Below are 18,167 nucleotides of genomic sequence, written 5' to 3' on the forward strand. Positions count from 1 at the left end.
AGATTAATAGCTTTGTGCCGTAAAGTTTGAGGTCAAGTAGGCTTCAGCTTCGATATGGTGAATGCATAATCTGGTCATAGATATTGGGAATACATATAGTAAACTAGCAGTTTTCAACCATAAAGAACTGGTACATTACCAGCGGCTTAAGGAGTTGGATGAGCTAAACTTAACAAGCTTAATAGAAGAATACCAGATACAAAATGCCTCCGTTTCAACTGTAAATAAAGAGGTTAGCGAACTAAGCGCCTTCTTAAAGACAAAAGTAAATTATATCCCTTTTACAACAGCCATAAAAGCTGGGATACAAAACAATTACGAAACATTGGCTACTTTGGGTTTAGATAGATGGGCTAAAGTGATAGCCGCCCATTGTTTATATCCAGGTGAAAACTGCTTGATGATCGATGCTGGAACCTGTATTACCTATGATGTACATACAGCAGCCAATGAATACTTTGGAGGAAGTATCAGTTTAGGAGTTAATATGCGTTTTGAGGCCTTGAATTATTATACAGGTAGATTGCCCTTGGTCAATTGGGACAAAGACGAAGCCATTCCGAATGGTACAAATACCAATAATGCCATTAAAAATGGGGTGCTGCAAGGCATAGTAAATGAAATTGAAGGGTTTATTGCGCTAGAAAATAAAAAGAATAAGGCCTTAAGGGTGATGATAACAGGTGGTGATGGAGATTTTTTGAACAAACAATTAAAAAATAGCATCTTTGCCACCCAAATCAGTTATGATCAATACTTGGTTTTAAAAGGATTAAATGAAGTTATTACATTATAATATGTACCAAAAATTAAAATATACGTTTGCAGTATGCTTATTGCTAACCGGCCTAATTGCAAACGCACAAGTTACGATCCAATCTCCATACTCTAAATTTGGTGTCGGTAATGTTAAGGGCTCATTGTTGCCACAATTCCGTGCCATGGGAGGTATCTCAACCGGAGTATCCCAAGCAGGCTCCTTTAACAACATCAATATCCAAAATCCAGCCTCATACGGTACAATAACTACGGTTACCTTAGATATGGGTATGAGTGGGGGCTATACAGAGTTGAAAAACAGCTCAATGAAAGAGAATAGCTTTAATGCCAGTTTAAGCCATGTGGCATTGGCCTTTCCTATTCGCAATAAAGCAGGTTTTACAAAAGCGGCTATCAGTATCGGTATCCTTCCTTATTCTCAATTGGGATATGATTTTAAAAATACCTCTACAATTGGTGGAACTCCAGATAACCAAAAAACGATCGACTATAAATACACTGGAGAGGGAGGTTTAACAAAAGCCTATATCGGTTATGGTAGACAATTTGGCGACCATTTGAGAGTGGGGGTTAACTTAGAATACTTATTTGGTAGCTTGATTGAAAGTCGTTCTACCGAATTCCAAAATGATCCTGGTGCTTTGAGTTCTCGTATCCAGGATAAAAATAGCATTGGTGGTGTTAACTTTTCTTATGGTGCACAGTACGACGTAAGGATAGACAATAAAACTACGCTTGTTTTAGGTTATTCAGGTTCTTTGAATTCAGCACTTGATTCTAAAAGGGACCGATATGTAACCCAATACAACTTCTCTAACGGAAGTGAAAACCCAGCATTGGATACCTTAGAAAAAGTAGAAAATGGCAAAACCAACATGAAATTGCCATTGATCCATAATTTTGGTTTCACTTTGCAAAAAAGCAATAAATGGTTGATCGGAGCAGATTACAGAATGGGTAAATGGTCTGACTTTTCTATTGCCAATGTAAACCAAAACCTACAAGACACCTACGGTTTTTCTGTTGGTGGACAATTTACGCCTGATTATAGCTCAATCAGTAATTATCTTAAAAGAGTTGAATATCGCTTAGGTTTCCAATATGATAAAACATACATCCAGATGAACAAGCAGGATGTGAAACAAATGGCGATCACTTTGGGCCTAGGTCTACCACTATCGTCATATGAAAGAGGGGTAATCTATAAAATGAACATTGCCGCAGAGTTGGGTAAACGAGGTAACATCAATAATGGATTGTTGCAAGAAAGATATATCAATATCCATTTGGGCTTTACGTTGAACGACATGAGATGGTTCCAACGATTTAAATTTGATTAATGCGTAGGTCGGGTATTCAATCTGGCATTCCATTTCTTCTGATAGCCTTGCTATTTGTGGTTGTTTCGTGCAATGATGATGACCTGAAAAATGCGAGCACCATTTCTTCAAAAAAAATAACCTTAACCAAAGACAGGACCTATGGAATGGAGATGATCTATAGTGATTCGGCCGTTGTGAAAGCCAAAGGTTTTGCGCCGATTTTGGATAAGGTAATGCCATCTGCGGGCGCAGCCTATAGCGAGATGCCCAAAGGGGTGAAGATCCAGTTTTATGATGCGTATATGCAGATCACTGGAACCATTACTTCAGATTATGCCATTTATAAAGAAGCAGAACATATCACCATTTTTAGAAAGAACGTTGTAGTAGTGAACGACCAGATGACCTTTAGAACAGAAGAACTGATTCTGGGACGAAAACAAGAAGATGTATTTCTCGCCAGCTGGCACAGTAACCAGAAAAGCCGATGGCAGTGTGCTCAATGGTACCCAATTTTCGGCACCACAAGATTTTAGCACCTATTCTATTACAGAAGCCCAGGGTGAAACCTATGTTAAGGGAGACCTTACCCAATAAAAATAAAAACCTATAAAATGTCTATCTTAATTGGGTGGATAATTTTGAGGCTTTTACCATGCTAAAATGCGGATTTGTTTCGGTTTGTAAGTAGTTAAGCCATTGTAAGTTTCGGGGCGAAAATCAAATAAAATTTAATATTTTCTAATTAGACGCAAATTTGTATCTTGCGCCCTCTAAAAAATAAAAAATAATAATAATTAATATGGGAGTAATGACATTCATGCGTACCAAAATGGGATATTTTCTAGTAGGAGGTATCGCAGTGGTATTAGCATTATTTGTTTTAGAACCTTTGCTTCAGCAAGGTTCGGCGATTTTCGGAGCATCTAGAAACGTAGTGGGGTCAATTGATGGTCAAGACATCAAGTATGATGAGTTTAGTCCTAAAGTAGAGCAAAGTATCGCTCAGTTTAAACAACAATACGGAGGTAACATTAATCCACAGATGCAGGCTATGGCAGTAGACCAAGCTTGGCAAGCAGAAATTGCAAACACGATCTTAACAAAAGAATATAGTCGTTTAGGGTTAACTGTTTCTGGTGATGAATTGTTTGATCTATTGCAAGGAAAAAATCCTAGTCCATTGATCGTTCAATATTTTGGTAACCCACAAACTGGTCAGGTTGATCGTGCGGCGGTAATCAGCTCTTTAAAAGCACAGGCAAAAGATCAAAGTTGAAACAACAATGGGACTTGTTGCAATTAGAAGTAGAAAAACAAGCGTTGCAACAAAAATATACAAACCTGATCCGCAACTCGGTATACATTACTTCTGTTGAAGCGAACGATGAGTATAGCAACAGAAACAAATTGGCGAGCTTTAAATATGTAGACTTAGGCTTTAGCACTATTTTAGATAAAGACGTAAAGTTGACTGATGCAGATTATCAAGCTTATTACGATGCAAATAAAAAACGCTTCGATAATCCAACGGAGACCCGTGGTTTCGAGTATGTATCTTTTGGCATCCAACCAACAGCGGCAGACTCTGCAGCGGTTAAAGCACAGATGGATAAATTGGCAGCTGATTTCAAGATTACGCCAAACGATTCATTGTTTGCTGCTAACAACTCAGATGTAAAGGTTCCTTATACTTATATCAGCAAAGGTAAATTAGACCCAGCAGTAGATTCGGTAATCTTTAATTATCCAGTAGGAAGTTATTATGGACCAAAATTCTCTGGTAACTCTTATAAATTGATCAAAGTTGTGGGGTCTAGAATTTCTCCAGACTCTGTAAAAGCTAGCCATATCTTGATCGATCCATCAAAAGTAGGTGGAGAGGCAGCTGCATTTAAATTGGCAGACTCATTGAAATCACTATTGCAAAAAGGTGGTAACATGGTAGAGCTGGCTAAAAAATATAGCGTTGATGGTTCAAAAGACCAAGGTGGTGATTTAGGTACTTTCGGACGTGGAGCTATGGTTCCTGAGTTCGAAAATGCATCTTTTGATGGTAAAGCAGGTGATGTCAAAGTTGTTAAATCACAATTTGGTGTACACGTGATTAAAATTGTAAAACAAGTAGGTTCTTCTAAAGTAGCTAAATTGGCATATATTGAGAAAAGCCTTGCGCCAAGCCAAAAAACAAGAGACGCAGCTTATAAAAAAGCTTCTAGCTTCCTAAGCGAAGCGAAAGGTGATAACTTTGCTGCTTTAGCTCAGAAAAATGGATATACCGTTGCTTTGGCTGATAAGATTACAGCTACACAAGGTTTTGCTCCAGGTTTGGATAACCCTCGTCAGTTGATCAGAGATGCTTACCAAGCAGACAAAGGCGATGTGCTTCCTCAGATCTATACCATGGATAATGGTTTTGTTGTAGCGCATTTAACAGACATCAGACCAAAAGGTCAATTGTCTTTAGCTGATGTGAAAAAAGAGATACAACCACAAGTAATGAACGAAGTGAAAGCGAAGATGTTGAGCGAGAAAGTGAACAAAGCATTACAAGGTTCTTCAAGTATTGACCAAGTAGCTCAAAAACTAGGTAAAACAGCTACCCCGGCACAAAATGTAGTATTCGCAAATCCAGTTATCCCAGGTTTGGCGCAAGAGAACAAAGTGATTGGTGCAATATTTGGTTCGCAGGTAGGTAAATTATCTAAAGCTATTGAAGGTGATAAAGGTGTTTATGTGTTTGTTGTTGATGGTTTTACCAATCCAGCACCACTAGATAATGTATTTAAACAAAAAGAAACCATGATTCTTGGTGTTGCTCAACGCTCTTTGGGCGCAGCATTCCAAGCATTGCAAGATAAAAGTGATATAAAAGACAATAGGGTGAAATTCTATTAATCTTTATTCCGTAATTTTGTAACCGTCTCGATATACCATCGAGGCGGTTTTTTATTTAACAGCGATGGACATTCAGGAAAAATTTGTTAATAAAGTAGCAGCAAGCGGTTTGATCACCTTAAATCTCGAAGAATATTTCCACAAAGGAGAGCGTTTGGTGTATGATATTAAAGACAATCTGTTTCATGGCCTGATGTTGAAAGAACAAGATTTCAGGGCATTTATAAAAGAGCATAACTGGGAGCAATATCAAGATAAAAATATAGCCATAACCTGTAGTACTGATGCAATCGTACCTACTTGGGCTTACATGTTGTTGGCCAATAAAATGAAACCATACGCCAATGAAATTGTATTTGGTACCCTCGAAACATTAGAAACAGTGCTTTATACCAAGGCTTTAGCTAAAATAGATATCAACGCCTTTGCCGGAGAACGCGTAGTGATCAAAGGTTGCGCAAGTCTTCAGGTACCCGTTTCTGCCTATGTAGAAATTACTTCTTTACTTACACCAATTGTTAAAAGCATCATGTATGGCGAACCATGTTCAACCGTTCCAATCTACAAACGAAAGGACTAATATTTTTGGATTGCTTTTTGTTTTAAGCAATACTATGAGAACATGGATTTTAGTACTGGTATTGGCGTTAAATAGCCTGTCCAGTTTTGCGCAAGAGTTGCCCTTAAAAAAGGAGCCTGTTTTTAAGGAAGGAGAAGTCTTAAAATATAAGCTTAAATATGGCTTTTTAACTGCAGCAGAAGCTACATTAAAAGTGCAGGCTACAGATATGAAATTCGACAATAAGCCTACTTATAGGTTAGTTGTGGATGCAGAGACATCCGGAACGTTTGATATCTTCTATAAGGTAAGGGACCACTATGATTCTTTTATCGATAAAACAGACCTGACCCCATACTTCTACCAAGAAAATATCAGGGAAGCCAGTTACCGTAGACAGGATAAAGCAAGGTTTAGTCAAGATGCCAAAAAAGTTGTAGCCAATAGAGGTACGTTTACTACCCCTACAACGCAGACATTTGATTTGGTTTCTGCCTACTATTTTGCTCGTAGCTTGGACATTGCAGGCCTAAAAATTGGAGATAAGTTTAAGTTGAATTACTTTTTGGGAGATGAAATCTCACAGCTGGAAATCCAATATATTGGGAAAGAAGTCATCAAAACCAAGTTGGGTAGCATCAGGTGTTTGAAATTTAGTCCTTCTATTAAGCCTGGACGTATTTTTAAAAAGGATAGCAAATTGTATCTTTGGATTACAGATGATGGCAACAGAGTGCCAGTAAAAGCCGAGGTAGAAATATTAGTTGGTTCTGTGTCACTAGAAATTAAATCTGCCGAGGGATTGAAATATCCAATAGGTCAATAAACAAAATAAATGATAGAGGTACAAAATGCCTTAGTGCATGAGGATGTGGTTAGCGAGAACTTTGTATGCAATTTGAGCAAATGCAAGGGGATCTGTTGTATAGAAGGAGATGCAGGTGCACCTCTAGATCATGCCGAAACAGCAATTTTAGCAGAAATTTATCCTAAAATCAAACACTTATTAGCGCCTAAGGGTATCAAAGCGATAGAAGAGCAGGGTACTTCTGTAATTGATGCAGATGGAGACTTGACCACGCCATGTGTAGATGGACACAAAGAATGTGCTTATGTAACCTTCGAAAACGGGATTACAAAATGTGCAATAGAAAAAGCATATGAGCAAGGTCTGGTGGATTGGAAAAAACCGATTTCCTGCCATTTGTATCCGATCAGGATCACTAAATATCCTGAGTTTGATGTGCTGAATTACGACAGATGGCACATCTGTCATGATGCCTGTACATTTGGAAGAGAATTGAAAGTGCCTGTTTACCAGTTTTTAAAAGAACCGTTGATCAGAAAATATGGTTTGGAATGGTATACTGAATTGGAAAATAATGTATCTTCAAAATAATGGGCTTAAAATAGTTCAATAAGATTAATAATTAATGTCTCAAATCTCTCTATGAAAGGTATAATCTTAGCTGGTGGTAGTGGAACCCGCTTACATCCATTAACATTGGCATGTAGTAAACAAATGATGCCTGTTTACGATAAACCGATGATCTATTACCCGCTTTCAACCCTAATGTTGGCAGGTATTAAAGAAATATTGATCATCTCTACACCACATGATCTTGCCCAATTTCGAAAAGTTATTGGGAGATGGTTCTAATTTAGGCTGTAGATTTTCTTATGCGGTACAAGCCGAACCGAATGGCTTGGCACAGGCATTTGTTATAGGTGCAGATTTTATTGGTAAGGATAAGGTAGCATTGGTGCTGGGAGATAATATTTTTCATGGTGATGGAATGGCTAGACTGCTACAGGCTAGTGCAGATCCAGATGGAGGGGTTGTTTTCGCTTATCAGGTATCTGACCCAGAACGATATGGGGTAGTTGAGTTCGACGCCCATAAAAATGCAATATCTATAGAAGAGAAACCTAAGGTTCCAAAATCTGATTATGCAGTACCCGGCCTATATTTTTACGACAATACTGTAGTAGAGATAGCCAAAAATATCAAACCGTCGGCTCGTGGTGAATATGAGATTACCGATGTCAACAAAGAATACCTTAGCAAGGGCAAACTTAAAGTAGGAGTGTTAAGCAGAGGCACCGCATGGCTAGATACAGGGACCTTTGCCTCCTTAATGCAGGCTGGACAGTTTGTGCAGATGATCGAGGAACGTCAAGGGCTGAAAATTGGCTGTATCGAAGAAATTGCCTATCGCATGGGCTTTATCAATGCAGATCAACTTCGCGAAATTGCAACACCTTTACTTAAAAGTGGTTATGGAGAGTATCTACTGAAGATACTTAAATAACAATCAAAACTTTTGGTCTGCAATAACCCTAAATAGTAGAAAAAGTGTAGAATTTCAGATTTGTTATTTTCCACATTTTGGGGAAACTGTGGAATTTTATACACTATCTTTCTCGATATTACTATTTTGATTTTGATCTGAATCGTGAAATTGGAATTCCTAAAAAGCGTATCAAGCAACAGTTGTTTGTTGTAGCTGGTCTTATGTTTTGGGGTTAGAATAGCCTATTTTAATCTCCTAATCAAGTTATGTGCGCTGTTGTTATGTATCTCGGGTTGTCTTAAAGTTTTTGGGTTCCACATAAAATGAGCATAACGGATTGTTATGGACTCTGTGCATCCAAAGTTGGATTCAAGTTTGTCTTGGTATAGGTAATCACCCTAACCCTTAACATCATGTACAATACCTGTAAATGCAGAAACTGCGAGCATAGTCTCTACTATGAAATGCCTAGTAATTTCATTTTTAAATTAATTACATTAAAAATATTCTGGTGTGCCAAATGTGATACCAAGACCCATTTTTGGGGCTGGGACCATGTAAGTGCCTAATTTCAATTAAAAAAATCCTTTATTTACAAGTATTCCCTCAGGTTGTACCTATTTCTCGGGGTGGGTTTAGAACATCTGCTTGTCAGTAATTAAGCCTCATTTTTTTGTCTTTTGAAATTAATTTTAAATGAGCATGAGCAAATATTATTGTTTATGTTTGTTTTCTTTAACCAAAAAAGTTCAAATTAATGAAAGTTGCCTTAATCACTGGAGTTACGGGTCAAGATGGAGCGTATCTAGCAGAGTTCTTGTTAAAAAAAGGATATTTTGTACATGGTATCAAACGTAGGTCGTCTTTGTTCAATACCGATCGTATAGACCATCTTTATCAAGATCAACACGAACAGAATGTGCATTTTAAGTTGCATTATGGAGATTTGACGGATTCGACAAATCTGATTAGGATTATTCAGGAAACTCAACCTGACGAAATCTATAATCTGGCAGCGATGAGCCATGTACATGTAAGTTTTGAAATGCCAGAATATACCGCCAATGCTGATGGGATTGGAACCTTACGTTTATTAGAAGCGGTAAGGATTTTGGGCCTGACAAAAAAGACAAGAATTTATCAAGCTTCTACTTCAGAACTATATGGTTTGGTACAAGCTGTACCGCAAAGTGAAACTACACCTTTCTATCCACGTTCGCCTTATGCAGTGGCCAAGACTTATGGATATTGGATCACCGTAAATTACCGCGAAGCCTATGGGATGTTTGCTTGCAATGGTATTTTGTTTAACCACGAAAGTCCGCTAAGAGGAGAAACCTTCGTTACCCGTAAAATTACCAGGGCAGCGGCCAAAATAGCCTTGGGCTTACAAAACTGTTTGTACTTGGGTAACCTTTCGGCACAAAGAGATTGGGGGCACGCCAAAGATTATATTGAGGCCATGTGGCTCATTTTACAACAAGAAAAAGCAGAAGATTTTGTAATTGCTACAGGAATTACAACCACGGTAAGAGATTTTGTGCGTATGGCATTTGCAGAACTAGGCATCGAAATCGAGTTTTCTGGTAAAGATGAAAATGAAATAGGAGTAATTATAGACGTTGATCAAGAAAAAACAGCAAGTTTAGGTATTAAAACAGAAGTCTACATCTGGGTACAACCGTAGTTAGAGTAGATGCCAAATATTTCAGGCCTACTGAGGTTGACCTGCTTTTGGGCGATCCAACCAAATCAAAAACAAAATTAGGTTGGAAACCTAAATATGATCTACCTGCATTGGTTAAAGACATGATGCAGTCTGATCTTCATCTAATGAAAAAAGACGAATATTTAAAATTAGGCGATTTTAGAACCTTAAACTATTTCGAATAGTAACCTTAAGGTCTAAGATCAATTTTTCAATAAGCAAATAAGGGATTGCTGATCTTTTTCCTCATTTTGGGGAAAATTTTTCCTGAAAAAGCCGATCGTTTAATTCAAGTGATCGGCTTTTTTCATATACGGGCATCCGTATGTTTTATTTTAACGTATGTATTAAAGAATGATTAAGTAAAAAATATCAATTCTAGGTTATGGATTGATATTTGCATTATTTTTAACATGATGTATAAAAAGCGCTTCTCTAGCTATGGGTTATCAGGATTATAATTGTAAAAAATGTGGTTCTGATTTTCACTATCAAGTACCACGTGGTTTCTTTTTAAAAAATGTCCTAGGCTTCTTGCCTATCAGGATCTATTGGTGTCCTAGATGCACTGCCAATCGCTATGTTTGGGTCAATAAAAAGAATAAATAAGTTTCCCAAATTAATTTTAGATCAAATCTCTGTTTTTGAGTAGGCCACTGTCTACCAATCTGGCAAAATGTTTAGTAGCAGGTACCTGTTTTAACAATTCAAGATGTTTAACATGGTGGATATCTGTTCCGATAAAATCGATCATGTCATTTTCAATCAGTTTTTCGGCTATTGCTTTGATGCCCTTTCCATAATGTTGGGTCAATGACAATGCATTTACCTGTAGTTCAACGCCCATTTCTTTGATCCTGGTATAATAATCAAATTGCCTGTGAAAAAAGAGATAACGTTCTGGATGCGCCAAAACAATCTGGTAGCCTTTGATGCCCAAATTAAAAATTTCTTCTTCTAAATGATGTGGCTTAGAAATCTGGCTAAACTCGACCAATAACCTGTTGCCCTTAAATGGCATCACCTTATCTGCATTGACTTGGTCTTTGAACTGGTCATCTAGGTAATATTCTGAAGATAGGCTTAGGCTTGATCCTTCTGGTAGTTTTCCATCTAATAATGTATGGCCCTTGCTTAGACTATCCATTGTATTAGGGTGTATATCTTGCAAGGTATGGGGGGTGGTAATCAGATGTTCAAATCCCAGACTTTTCAAGCCACTGATCAATTGAATACTGTCTTCTACATCTTTAGCTCCATCATCAACACCTGGAATCAAATGCGAATGCATGTCTAAGCCTACTGCACTAAAATCTGAATGGCTGGAATTCCGCGAGCGATTGAAAAAAAACATAATTTTCTTTTAACTGTAATGAATAGCTGCGAAGCTAAGGAATAAATTTATGAAATAGCTGTTTAACCTTTTGGTGTATGCGCTAAAGTATTGACCAACTTGACCATTGTATCATTACATTGGTAGGGCTTGAATGCAAAATTATAGTTTTTGTTTTTCTGTCTTTAAGCTTAAAAGGAAGATTTGGTTAAATAAATAATTCCGTATGTTTGTTGTAACAAACACATTGGGCATAAACTATAAATAGAATTTAGTTAAGCTTTACATAGCAAGAAATAAATTTTACCTATCTTAATTATTTTAAGAAATAAGCTCAACACTACCAAGAATGCATATGAAATTCAAGAAAATATTTACCCTATTATTTTTCTTTTTTGCTTTGGTGATTGCACAAGTAGCAGTTGCACAAACGAATTATACAGATATAAAAGTTGATGATCTAACAGATACACAGATTAGACAGCTTATTCAACGTGCAGAGGCCATAGGATATAACGACCAACAGTTAGAACAAATGGCAGCAGCACAAGGAATGAAAGCCACAGAAATCCAGAAACTAAGGTTGAGGGTAGAAAAAATAAGAAAGTTGGATGGGAATAACCTGCCCAAAGACCAAAAAAGTGCTAAAGACCAAAACAAGTCAAGAACATACGAAAATACACAGGCCGATAGTTTGTTAAATAATAAAAACAAGGGCAAACAAACCAATGAGTTTGACAAAAAATCGGTAGCTGATGAAGAAAAGTTGGCGATGCAAGAGCTTTTTGAAGGCTTAAAACCCAAAATATTTGGGGCAGACCTATTCAAGAATGGCGAGATTACCTTCGAGCCTAACTTACGTATGGCTACACCTAAGGGATATATCATCGGACCGGATGATGAATTGTTGATAGATATTACGGGCGACAATGAACAGGACTATAAACTAAAAGTTAGTCCAGATGGTACCATTCGTCTCCAATATGTAGGTTTGATTAGTGTGGCAGGTCTATCTATAGAACAGGCGACTGCAAAGATTAGGACAGCAATGTCGTCCACTTACCCAGCTTTGCGCAGTGGACGTACCAATGTAGCGGTAAACCTGGGCAATATCCGGAGTATAAAGGTGGTACTTACTGGAGCCATTGTAAAACCTGGAACTTATACATTACCATCTCTAGCTACCGTATTCAATGCGTTATATGCTTCTGGTGGGCCAAATGAAAATGGATCGTTTCGAAACATTCAAGTGATCCGCAACAACAAGATAATTACAACCATCGATGTTTATGATTTTCTTTTAAATGGTATTCAAAAAGGTAATATCAGGTTACAGGACCAAGATGTAATCCATGTACCTGTATACCAGACAAGGGTAGAAATAATTGGAGAGATCAAAAGATTTGCCTTGTTTGAAGTTGTTAAAGGCGAATCGTTAAAAAATGTGTTGGATTTTGCTGGCGGTTTTAGCAACCAAGCCTATACAGGTAAGATCAAGGTTTTACAGAACACGGACAAAGAGCGCCGGATTACAGATGTAGAAGCTGCAGACTATGCAAATTATCAACCTAACAATGGAGATAAGTTTATTGTAGAATCAATTTTAGACCGCTTTGAAAACCGGGTACAGATTATTGGTGCCGTTTTTAGACCAGGGCAATATGAATTGGATAAGGGATTAACCTTAAAAGGATTGATCAAAAAGGCCGATGGCCTAACAGAAGATGCCTTTTTGTATAGAGGTTACATCAGTCGTTTAAATACAGATAATACACCAGCTTTGCTTTCTTTTGATGTAGCTAAGATCATGTCTGGAGAGACGACCGACATTCCCTTAAAAAGGGAAGATAAAGTGACCATTAGCTCTTTGTTCGACATGAGGGATGAATATAAGGTAAGTATCCAAGGAGAAGTACGTTCACCTGGAGATTTTGATTATGCCAAAGCAATGCACTTAGAGGATCTGGTTCAGATGGCTGGTGGGTTTAAGGAAGGGGCAACACCTACCAGGATTGAAATTTCGAGAAGGATTAAAAACAGTGACGCAAATTCTGCTTCTGCCCGTACAGCAGAGATATTTGTAGTCAATGTAGATAAAGACCTACGTTTACTCAACCAACAATTTATATTAGAACCATTTGATATTGTATCAGTGCGTAACGCAGAAGGTTATACTGTGCAGAAACAGGTCAAACTGGAAGGAGAAGTTTTATATCCAGGTACCTATACCATCAACAGAAAAGACGAAAGGATATCTGATGTGGTTAAAAGAGCAGGTGGCTTAACCAACTCTGCCTATGCCGAAGGTGCATCTTTAAAAAGACCAGGTGCAGAGAAAACCAACCCAGCCAGCAAAAATGCAATCAATAACAAAGAAGAAGAAGATAAAAAATTGTTGAACCTAAAAAGAGTACAACAAACGGGGGTTAAAGATACTTTGTCTGCAGAGTTAGAACAAAAATTATTACAATCGGATTTAGTAGGAATTGATCTGCAAGATATCTTGAAGAAACCTTATGCGGCTTATGATCTGATATTGGAAGATGGAGATGTAATTAGGGTGCCTAAAATGCTACAAACCGTAAAAGTAACAGGAGAAGTATTAAATCCTAATGGTATTGTTTTTAGACCACGAAAAGGGTTAAAACAATATATCAATGGTGCTGGGGGCTTTACCGCCAATGCCCTCAAACGCAATGTATATGTCAAATATGCCAATGGATCGGCAGAGGCAGTAAAGAAGTTTTTGTTTTTTAGAAGTTATCCAAAAATAAAGCCTGGTTCAGAAATTTTAGTGCCAAAAAGAGCAGCTAAAGAACCATTGTCAACCCAAGGATGGATAGCAATCAGTACGGCAGTAGCTTCATTGGCAGCTATTGTGATTACTTTATTTAGGTAAAATATAGCTTAAATCTTTTGGCATTGATTAATGAATAGGTATTGTAAATAAAAGTATAACGTATGGCAACAGGACACCCTAATCTTTTACCAGCTGATCAAGAGGAAACTTCGTTAAAGAAGTTATTCGTCGTATTTAGCGATTGGCGGTCTTACCTATGGACTAAATGGCGTGTTATTTTATGCTGTACCTTATTGGGGGGATTAATTGGATTTGCGTATATCTATTTAAAGAAGCCTGTATATACGGCTGATACTACTTTTGTTTTAGAAAATGGCGAGAGTTCTGGTGGTGGATTAGGGCAATATCTCGGTTTGGCTTCTATGGTAGGACTGGATCTTGGTGGAGGCGGTGGCGGTATCTTTCAGGGAGACAATATCCTTGAGCTTTATAAATCTAGAGCAATGATAGAAAAGGCATTGCTTAGCCCAATTGCTGGAGATACCACACAATTGCTTATTAATAGATATATAGAATTTAACCAGCTTAAAAAGAAATGGGCAAGTCAACCTGCTTTAGTTAACCTCAAGTTTGCTGCTTACGAAAAGCGAACACAAGCCAAAGATATGGCTACTTTGCGTTTACGCGATAGTATAATGGGTAAAGTAGTGGCCCAAATCAATAAAAAGTACCTAACTGTTACCAAACCGAACCAACGTTTAGATATTATAAGGGTTGAAGTTAAAGCCCCTGATGAAACCTTTGCCAAAGAATTCAACAATCAGATCGTTAAAACAGTTAACGATTTTTATATACAGACCAAGACAAAAAAAGCAACAGATAATGTAAATATACTTCAACAGAAAACAGACTCTGTAAGAGAGGTAATGGATGGGTCTATCTATACAGCAGTTGCTGCAACAGATGCCACACCAAACCTGAACCCTACAAGGCAAGTACAGCGGATGGTTCCAGTGCAAAGGGCACAATTCTCTGCAGAAACGAATAAGGCTGTACTTGGAGAACTGCTTAAAAATCTGGAGATGTCGAAGGTAAGTCTTAGAAAAGAAACACCGTTGATACAAGTAATTGATCAGCCTGTTCTGCCATTGAAAGACGATGCAGACTATATGTTCATGTATCCAATTGCTGCTGTGATAATGTCCTTTTTGTTGATTATTGTTGTCTTATTATTGAGAAGGTCTATTTTACTGAAGCTCAGCTAAAAGATGGAACTTGCGCTGTTTTTACTTTTAACCAATACCATTTTTTTAGCAGGTGTATTTTTGTTGAGATTTAACAAACTGATAGGTCTTTTGGTAACCATCTATTGTTTGGTTTGGGCAATTACCATTTATCTGTTGGCCATCTTTAGTCCAGCATCTATAGCGTTTATGACTTATAAAGGCATTATTATCCTTTATGCTCATTTTATATGTGTGCTCTTGGCGTCGCTTTTTACCTTTAATTCTTTTCATCAATTGGTTAATGTGCAGCGCATCAAAATGTCTAGCCAAACACTTTATCTCGTCTGTCTAGTACTAGCCACTATTGGTATTTGTATGGTATTGTACACAACAGACGTATGGACATTCTATATCCAAAATCAATTGGCAGAGTTAAGGGGAGAATTGTTTGAGCAGAAGATTACCGTCAATAGATATTATAAGTTTATCGGAAATTTTGTGTATCCATTGGCCATCGTTGGGCCATTGTATTTTTTTAGGAAAAATAAAAGTGTATGGGTACTTGTCGCCGTAATTTTGCTTGGAGGCCTGTTGTCTTTTTCTAATGGGGGCAAGGGCAATTTATTGATTGTAGTAATCATCCTCATAGGAGCAATTGTTTACTTGTTATACCAACGCAATTATGTTTTTCCGAAGGTTTTAAAAAGAGCGGCAATTATACTCTCTATAGCCATGCTTTCGTTTTTCTATTTTATAAGTTTAACAAGGGTGGAAGCTAACGAGAAATTTTCTGCCTTTGATTCTATCGTTTTGATCAATGAATATTTTTCTAGTTCAATTCCATCATTTTGCCAATGGATAGAAATCAATGATGTAGCCTATATAGATTTTAACATCGGGCAAACTGCACTATTGAGAGAAGCAGGTTCGATCATAGGCATTTCTAATCCAAGGACAATAGACCAACAGGTAGTTAATATCCCACATCGTTTTAACGTGTTTACAGCATTTGCCGATTCTCTGGCAGCTTTTGGATATATTGGGTCTTTGATTTATTATCTGATCATTGGAGCTATATTAGGTCTGATAGATTTGATCCCAAAAAGTGACAGTACCATATTTATATTTTCTACTTTTTTTCTTTTTGTTTGTTATAGCTTATTTACAGACATATTTTTTTACATGATCGGTTCTTGGATCTGCTTATCGTTCCACTTTTTGTTTAAAATAGAAGACCGTGGAAAAAAACCATTAATTGAATAGATGTCGAAACAAAAATTAAACATTGAGGATACTGCTGTAATCATTACTTCTGCTCTTTTTGTTGGACAAAATGGCGAACGTTTAAAGACAGCGGCAGTAAATAGGATGGTTAGGGTACAGCATAGTCTTTCCTGTTTGGCACATATAGGATTTTCCAATTTTCTGCTTTTGGACAATACACTCCCCGCGGATTTTAATGCCCAAGCGTTAATAGGTGATTTAAAGGTAGAGCTGACCATTGTTGAGCTTGCAGCGGCTTCTTATACTTTGCCACCAGATGAGTACAAAATCAATGGTCCTTCTAGGTTAGAAACGATATTATTGAATCAAGCATTACCAAATCTTCTTGTCATTTTGCGAAATTTTAAGTTTGTATTAAAGATCAGTGCTGGCTATGAGGTGAAAAATCTAGAAGATATTATTGCAAAAGCAGAAAATGGGATAATTTACAGAATGGGTAACCCATTTAGAACCGTAGTTAAATTTTGTTTGACTAGTTTTTACATACTTCCCGTTCATTCTTTCATAGATTTGTGCGTATATTTCTATGGTCAACTTGCTATAATGTCGAACTTAAAACCTCTAGAATATCACTTTTATAGTTATATCAAATCTATTCCGCATCAAGCTGTAGCCATCAGTTACCCTTTGCTCCATGCCGATTTTCTTTCTTCTGGTAGAAGTTCTGCCGATTTAGATTATCGCTTGAAAGAATTGATATTTAGATTGCTGGCCAAACTAGGTATGTACGCTTTTCAACCCAAATGAAGAATATCATTGTATTAATAGGAAGCCGGCTGGTTAATGGCTTATTTGGGCTGTTGTTATTTGGATTGCTCCGGGCAATTATCAGCAACGATGGTTATGGAAGTTTTTCTAGTAGTTTTGCCAACCTCACTTTATTGTCTACGTTAGCAGGTGGTGTATTAGGAGGCCTTTTGCTCAAAAATGCGTTCCATTTTGGATCCGAATATCAAAAAGTCATTTATTTTTATGTGATACTGTTTATGGTTTTAATGGTAGTACCATTAGAACTGGCCCTGTTTTTTGATGCTTTTATATTGCTGTCCAGATGGGTGGTCTATTTGTTCATCATTAGCCATTTACTGAGTTCGGTAGCACTGATCCATTATCAGTTAAAGCAAAGATTTATTTTAATGTCTGCCATAGAGATTTTCAGGACAGTTTTTCCTTTAGTGCTTATCTTGATTGTTAAATATATTGCCCATATTTCAGAAATTTCTGTAAACCATGTGGTATTGGTGATGTCAATTGGAAATCTTTTGGGCATTTGTTTCTTTATAAAAAGTGCTTTTTTGGGCTATGGCGGAAAGATTATTCCAATTAAGGCTTATTTAAAAGAGAAAATGAGACCCGATCTGTTATATGGGTTTAGTTTTGCTTCTTTTAATGCTTTGGCCCAATTGATCATAGCCAGGGATAGAAATTTAATTGTGCTCAATCCAAATGCTGCACAAGGATCAGATATAGCCTATTCTGCAGATCAGTTGACAAAGGTGACTAATGGGGTCTTGTTCCCACTCAATACCAAGGTGTCGAGTGAATTGGGCGGTTTGGTAAGAAGTAATGAGGTTGAACGTTTTCATCAGAAGCTTAATGCCTATAGCCTTTTTACACTTGTTGCCGGGCTTATGATTACCTCTGGTGTTTATGGAGTGACCTATTTTTATGGAGCTATTAAATTATTAAAAGACCTAGATCACAATGCCATTTTATATTATGGTTTGGCAAATACCATTTATTTAAGCTGTTTGATCTATCAAAAACGATTTGACTACACCAAATATAAATTATTACCAACTTTATTGCTGCTCTTGGCTGGAGGTTTGGCCTTTTTATTGATGGGTTTTATATTTACAACATTCAGTTATTTTTTTATAACTGCTGTTACCTTTGGCCTGCTTTTGTTGTTTTCTGGAGTATGTTTGCCAAACCAAAAATTGAAGCTCAATAAATAGTTGCT

The 18,167-nt window shown here is 37.2% G+C and carries 14 protein-coding genes and 2 pseudogenes; 15 read left to right on the top strand and 1 reads right to left on the bottom strand.

All coding sequences use genetic code 11. The features are described from left to right. Nucleotides 1–61: 61 nt before the first annotated feature. From ACFJIZ_RS19880 to gmd, 10 genes and pseudogenes are all read left to right on the top strand, one after another. Nucleotides 62–796, top strand: coding sequence for a type III pantothenate kinase (locus ACFJIZ_RS19880; protein WP_379088126.1), 735 nt, complete (start codon nucleotides 62–64; stop codon nucleotides 794–796). Continuing rightward, entirely contained in the window at nucleotides 777–2,120 is a 1,344-nt protein-coding gene (locus ACFJIZ_RS19885; RefSeq protein WP_379088129.1) for an outer membrane protein transport protein, read from the top strand. Before ACFJIZ_RS19880 ends, ACFJIZ_RS19885 begins: the two co-directional genes overlap by 20 nt. Beyond that, nucleotides 2,120–2,638, top strand: a complete 519-nt coding sequence (locus ACFJIZ_RS19890; protein WP_379088132.1) for a hypothetical protein — start codon at nucleotides 2,120–2,122, stop codon at nucleotides 2,636–2,638. Before ACFJIZ_RS19885 ends, ACFJIZ_RS19890 begins: the two co-directional genes overlap by 1 nt. Nucleotides 2,639–2,934: 296 nt before the next feature. Next, nucleotides 2,935–3,381: a SurA N-terminal domain-containing protein gene (locus tag ACFJIZ_RS19895; protein ID WP_379088135.1), complete on the top strand. Its 447-nt coding sequence runs from the start codon at nucleotides 2,935–2,937 to the stop codon at nucleotides 3,379–3,381. Next, nucleotides 3,378–5,000 carry a peptidylprolyl isomerase gene (locus tag ACFJIZ_RS19900; RefSeq protein WP_379088138.1) on the top strand — a complete coding sequence of 541 codons (1,623 nt, stop codon included), beginning with the start codon at nucleotides 3,378–3,380 and terminating at the stop codon, nucleotides 4,998–5,000. The genes ACFJIZ_RS19895 and ACFJIZ_RS19900 overlap by 4 nt, the downstream gene beginning before the upstream one ends. Before the next feature lie 64 nt (nucleotides 5,001–5,064). Then, nucleotides 5,065–5,580, top strand: coding sequence for a DUF2480 family protein (locus tag ACFJIZ_RS19905; RefSeq protein WP_379088140.1), 516 nt, complete (start codon nucleotides 5,065–5,067; stop codon nucleotides 5,578–5,580). A gap of 34 nt (nucleotides 5,581–5,614) precedes the next feature. Continuing rightward, nucleotides 5,615–6,385 (top strand): DUF3108 domain-containing protein, encoded by a 771-nt coding sequence (locus ACFJIZ_RS19910; RefSeq protein WP_379088143.1) that lies wholly within the window; start codon nucleotides 5,615–5,617, stop codon nucleotides 6,383–6,385. Between the two features lie 9 nt (nucleotides 6,386–6,394). Then, nucleotides 6,395–6,958, top strand: a complete 564-nt coding sequence (locus ACFJIZ_RS19915; protein ID WP_379088145.1) for a DUF3109 family protein — start codon at nucleotides 6,395–6,397, stop codon at nucleotides 6,956–6,958. A gap of 51 nt (nucleotides 6,959–7,009) precedes the next feature. Continuing rightward, nucleotides 7,010–7,871, top strand: a pseudogene (rfbA, locus tag ACFJIZ_RS19920) (glucose-1-phosphate thymidylyltransferase RfbA). Between the two features lie 739 nt (nucleotides 7,872–8,610). After that, a pseudogene (gene gmd, locus ACFJIZ_RS19925) lies at nucleotides 8,611–9,746 on the top strand (GDP-mannose 4,6-dehydratase). A 440-nt stretch (nucleotides 9,747–10,186) separates the two neighbouring features. On the opposite strand, the gene ACFJIZ_RS19930 reads toward gmd, so the two are convergent. Continuing rightward, complete coding sequence (locus tag ACFJIZ_RS19930) at nucleotides 10,187–10,915, bottom strand: tyrosine-protein phosphatase (protein ID WP_379088148.1); 729 nt, start codon at nucleotides 10,913–10,915, stop codon at nucleotides 10,187–10,189. A 334-nt stretch (nucleotides 10,916–11,249) separates the two neighbouring features. Here ACFJIZ_RS19930 and ACFJIZ_RS19935 point away from each other — a divergent pair, with 334 nt between their 5' ends. The 5 genes from ACFJIZ_RS19935 (at nucleotide 11,250) to ACFJIZ_RS19955 (ending at nucleotide 18,162) form a co-directional block, all read left to right on the top strand. Further along, entirely contained in the window at nucleotides 11,250–13,793 is a 2,544-nt protein-coding gene (locus tag ACFJIZ_RS19935; RefSeq protein WP_379088151.1) for an SLBB domain-containing protein, read from the top strand. A 62-nt stretch (nucleotides 13,794–13,855) separates the two neighbouring features. Next, entirely contained in the window at nucleotides 13,856–14,959 is a 1,104-nt protein-coding gene (locus ACFJIZ_RS19940; protein ID WP_379088154.1) for a Wzz/FepE/Etk N-terminal domain-containing protein, read from the top strand. Nucleotides 14,960–14,962: 3 nt separating this feature from the next. Then, nucleotides 14,963–16,183 (top strand): O-antigen polymerase, encoded by a 1,221-nt coding sequence (locus tag ACFJIZ_RS19945; protein WP_379088157.1) that lies wholly within the window; start codon nucleotides 14,963–14,965, stop codon nucleotides 16,181–16,183. Next, nucleotides 16,184–16,951 (top strand): hypothetical protein, encoded by a 768-nt coding sequence (locus ACFJIZ_RS19950; RefSeq protein WP_379088159.1) that lies wholly within the window; start codon nucleotides 16,184–16,186, stop codon nucleotides 16,949–16,951. Next, a complete protein-coding gene (locus ACFJIZ_RS19955) occupies nucleotides 16,948–18,162 on the top strand; it encodes a hypothetical protein (RefSeq protein WP_379088162.1) in 1,215 nt (404 codons plus the stop codon). The genes ACFJIZ_RS19950 and ACFJIZ_RS19955 overlap by 4 nt, the downstream gene beginning before the upstream one ends. The last annotated feature ends 5 nt before the right edge of the window (nucleotides 18,163–18,167 follow it).

This window comes from Pedobacter sp. UC225_65, from assembly GCF_042698365.1.
GTDB lineage: Bacteria > Bacteroidota > Bacteroidia > Sphingobacteriales > Sphingobacteriaceae > Pedobacter.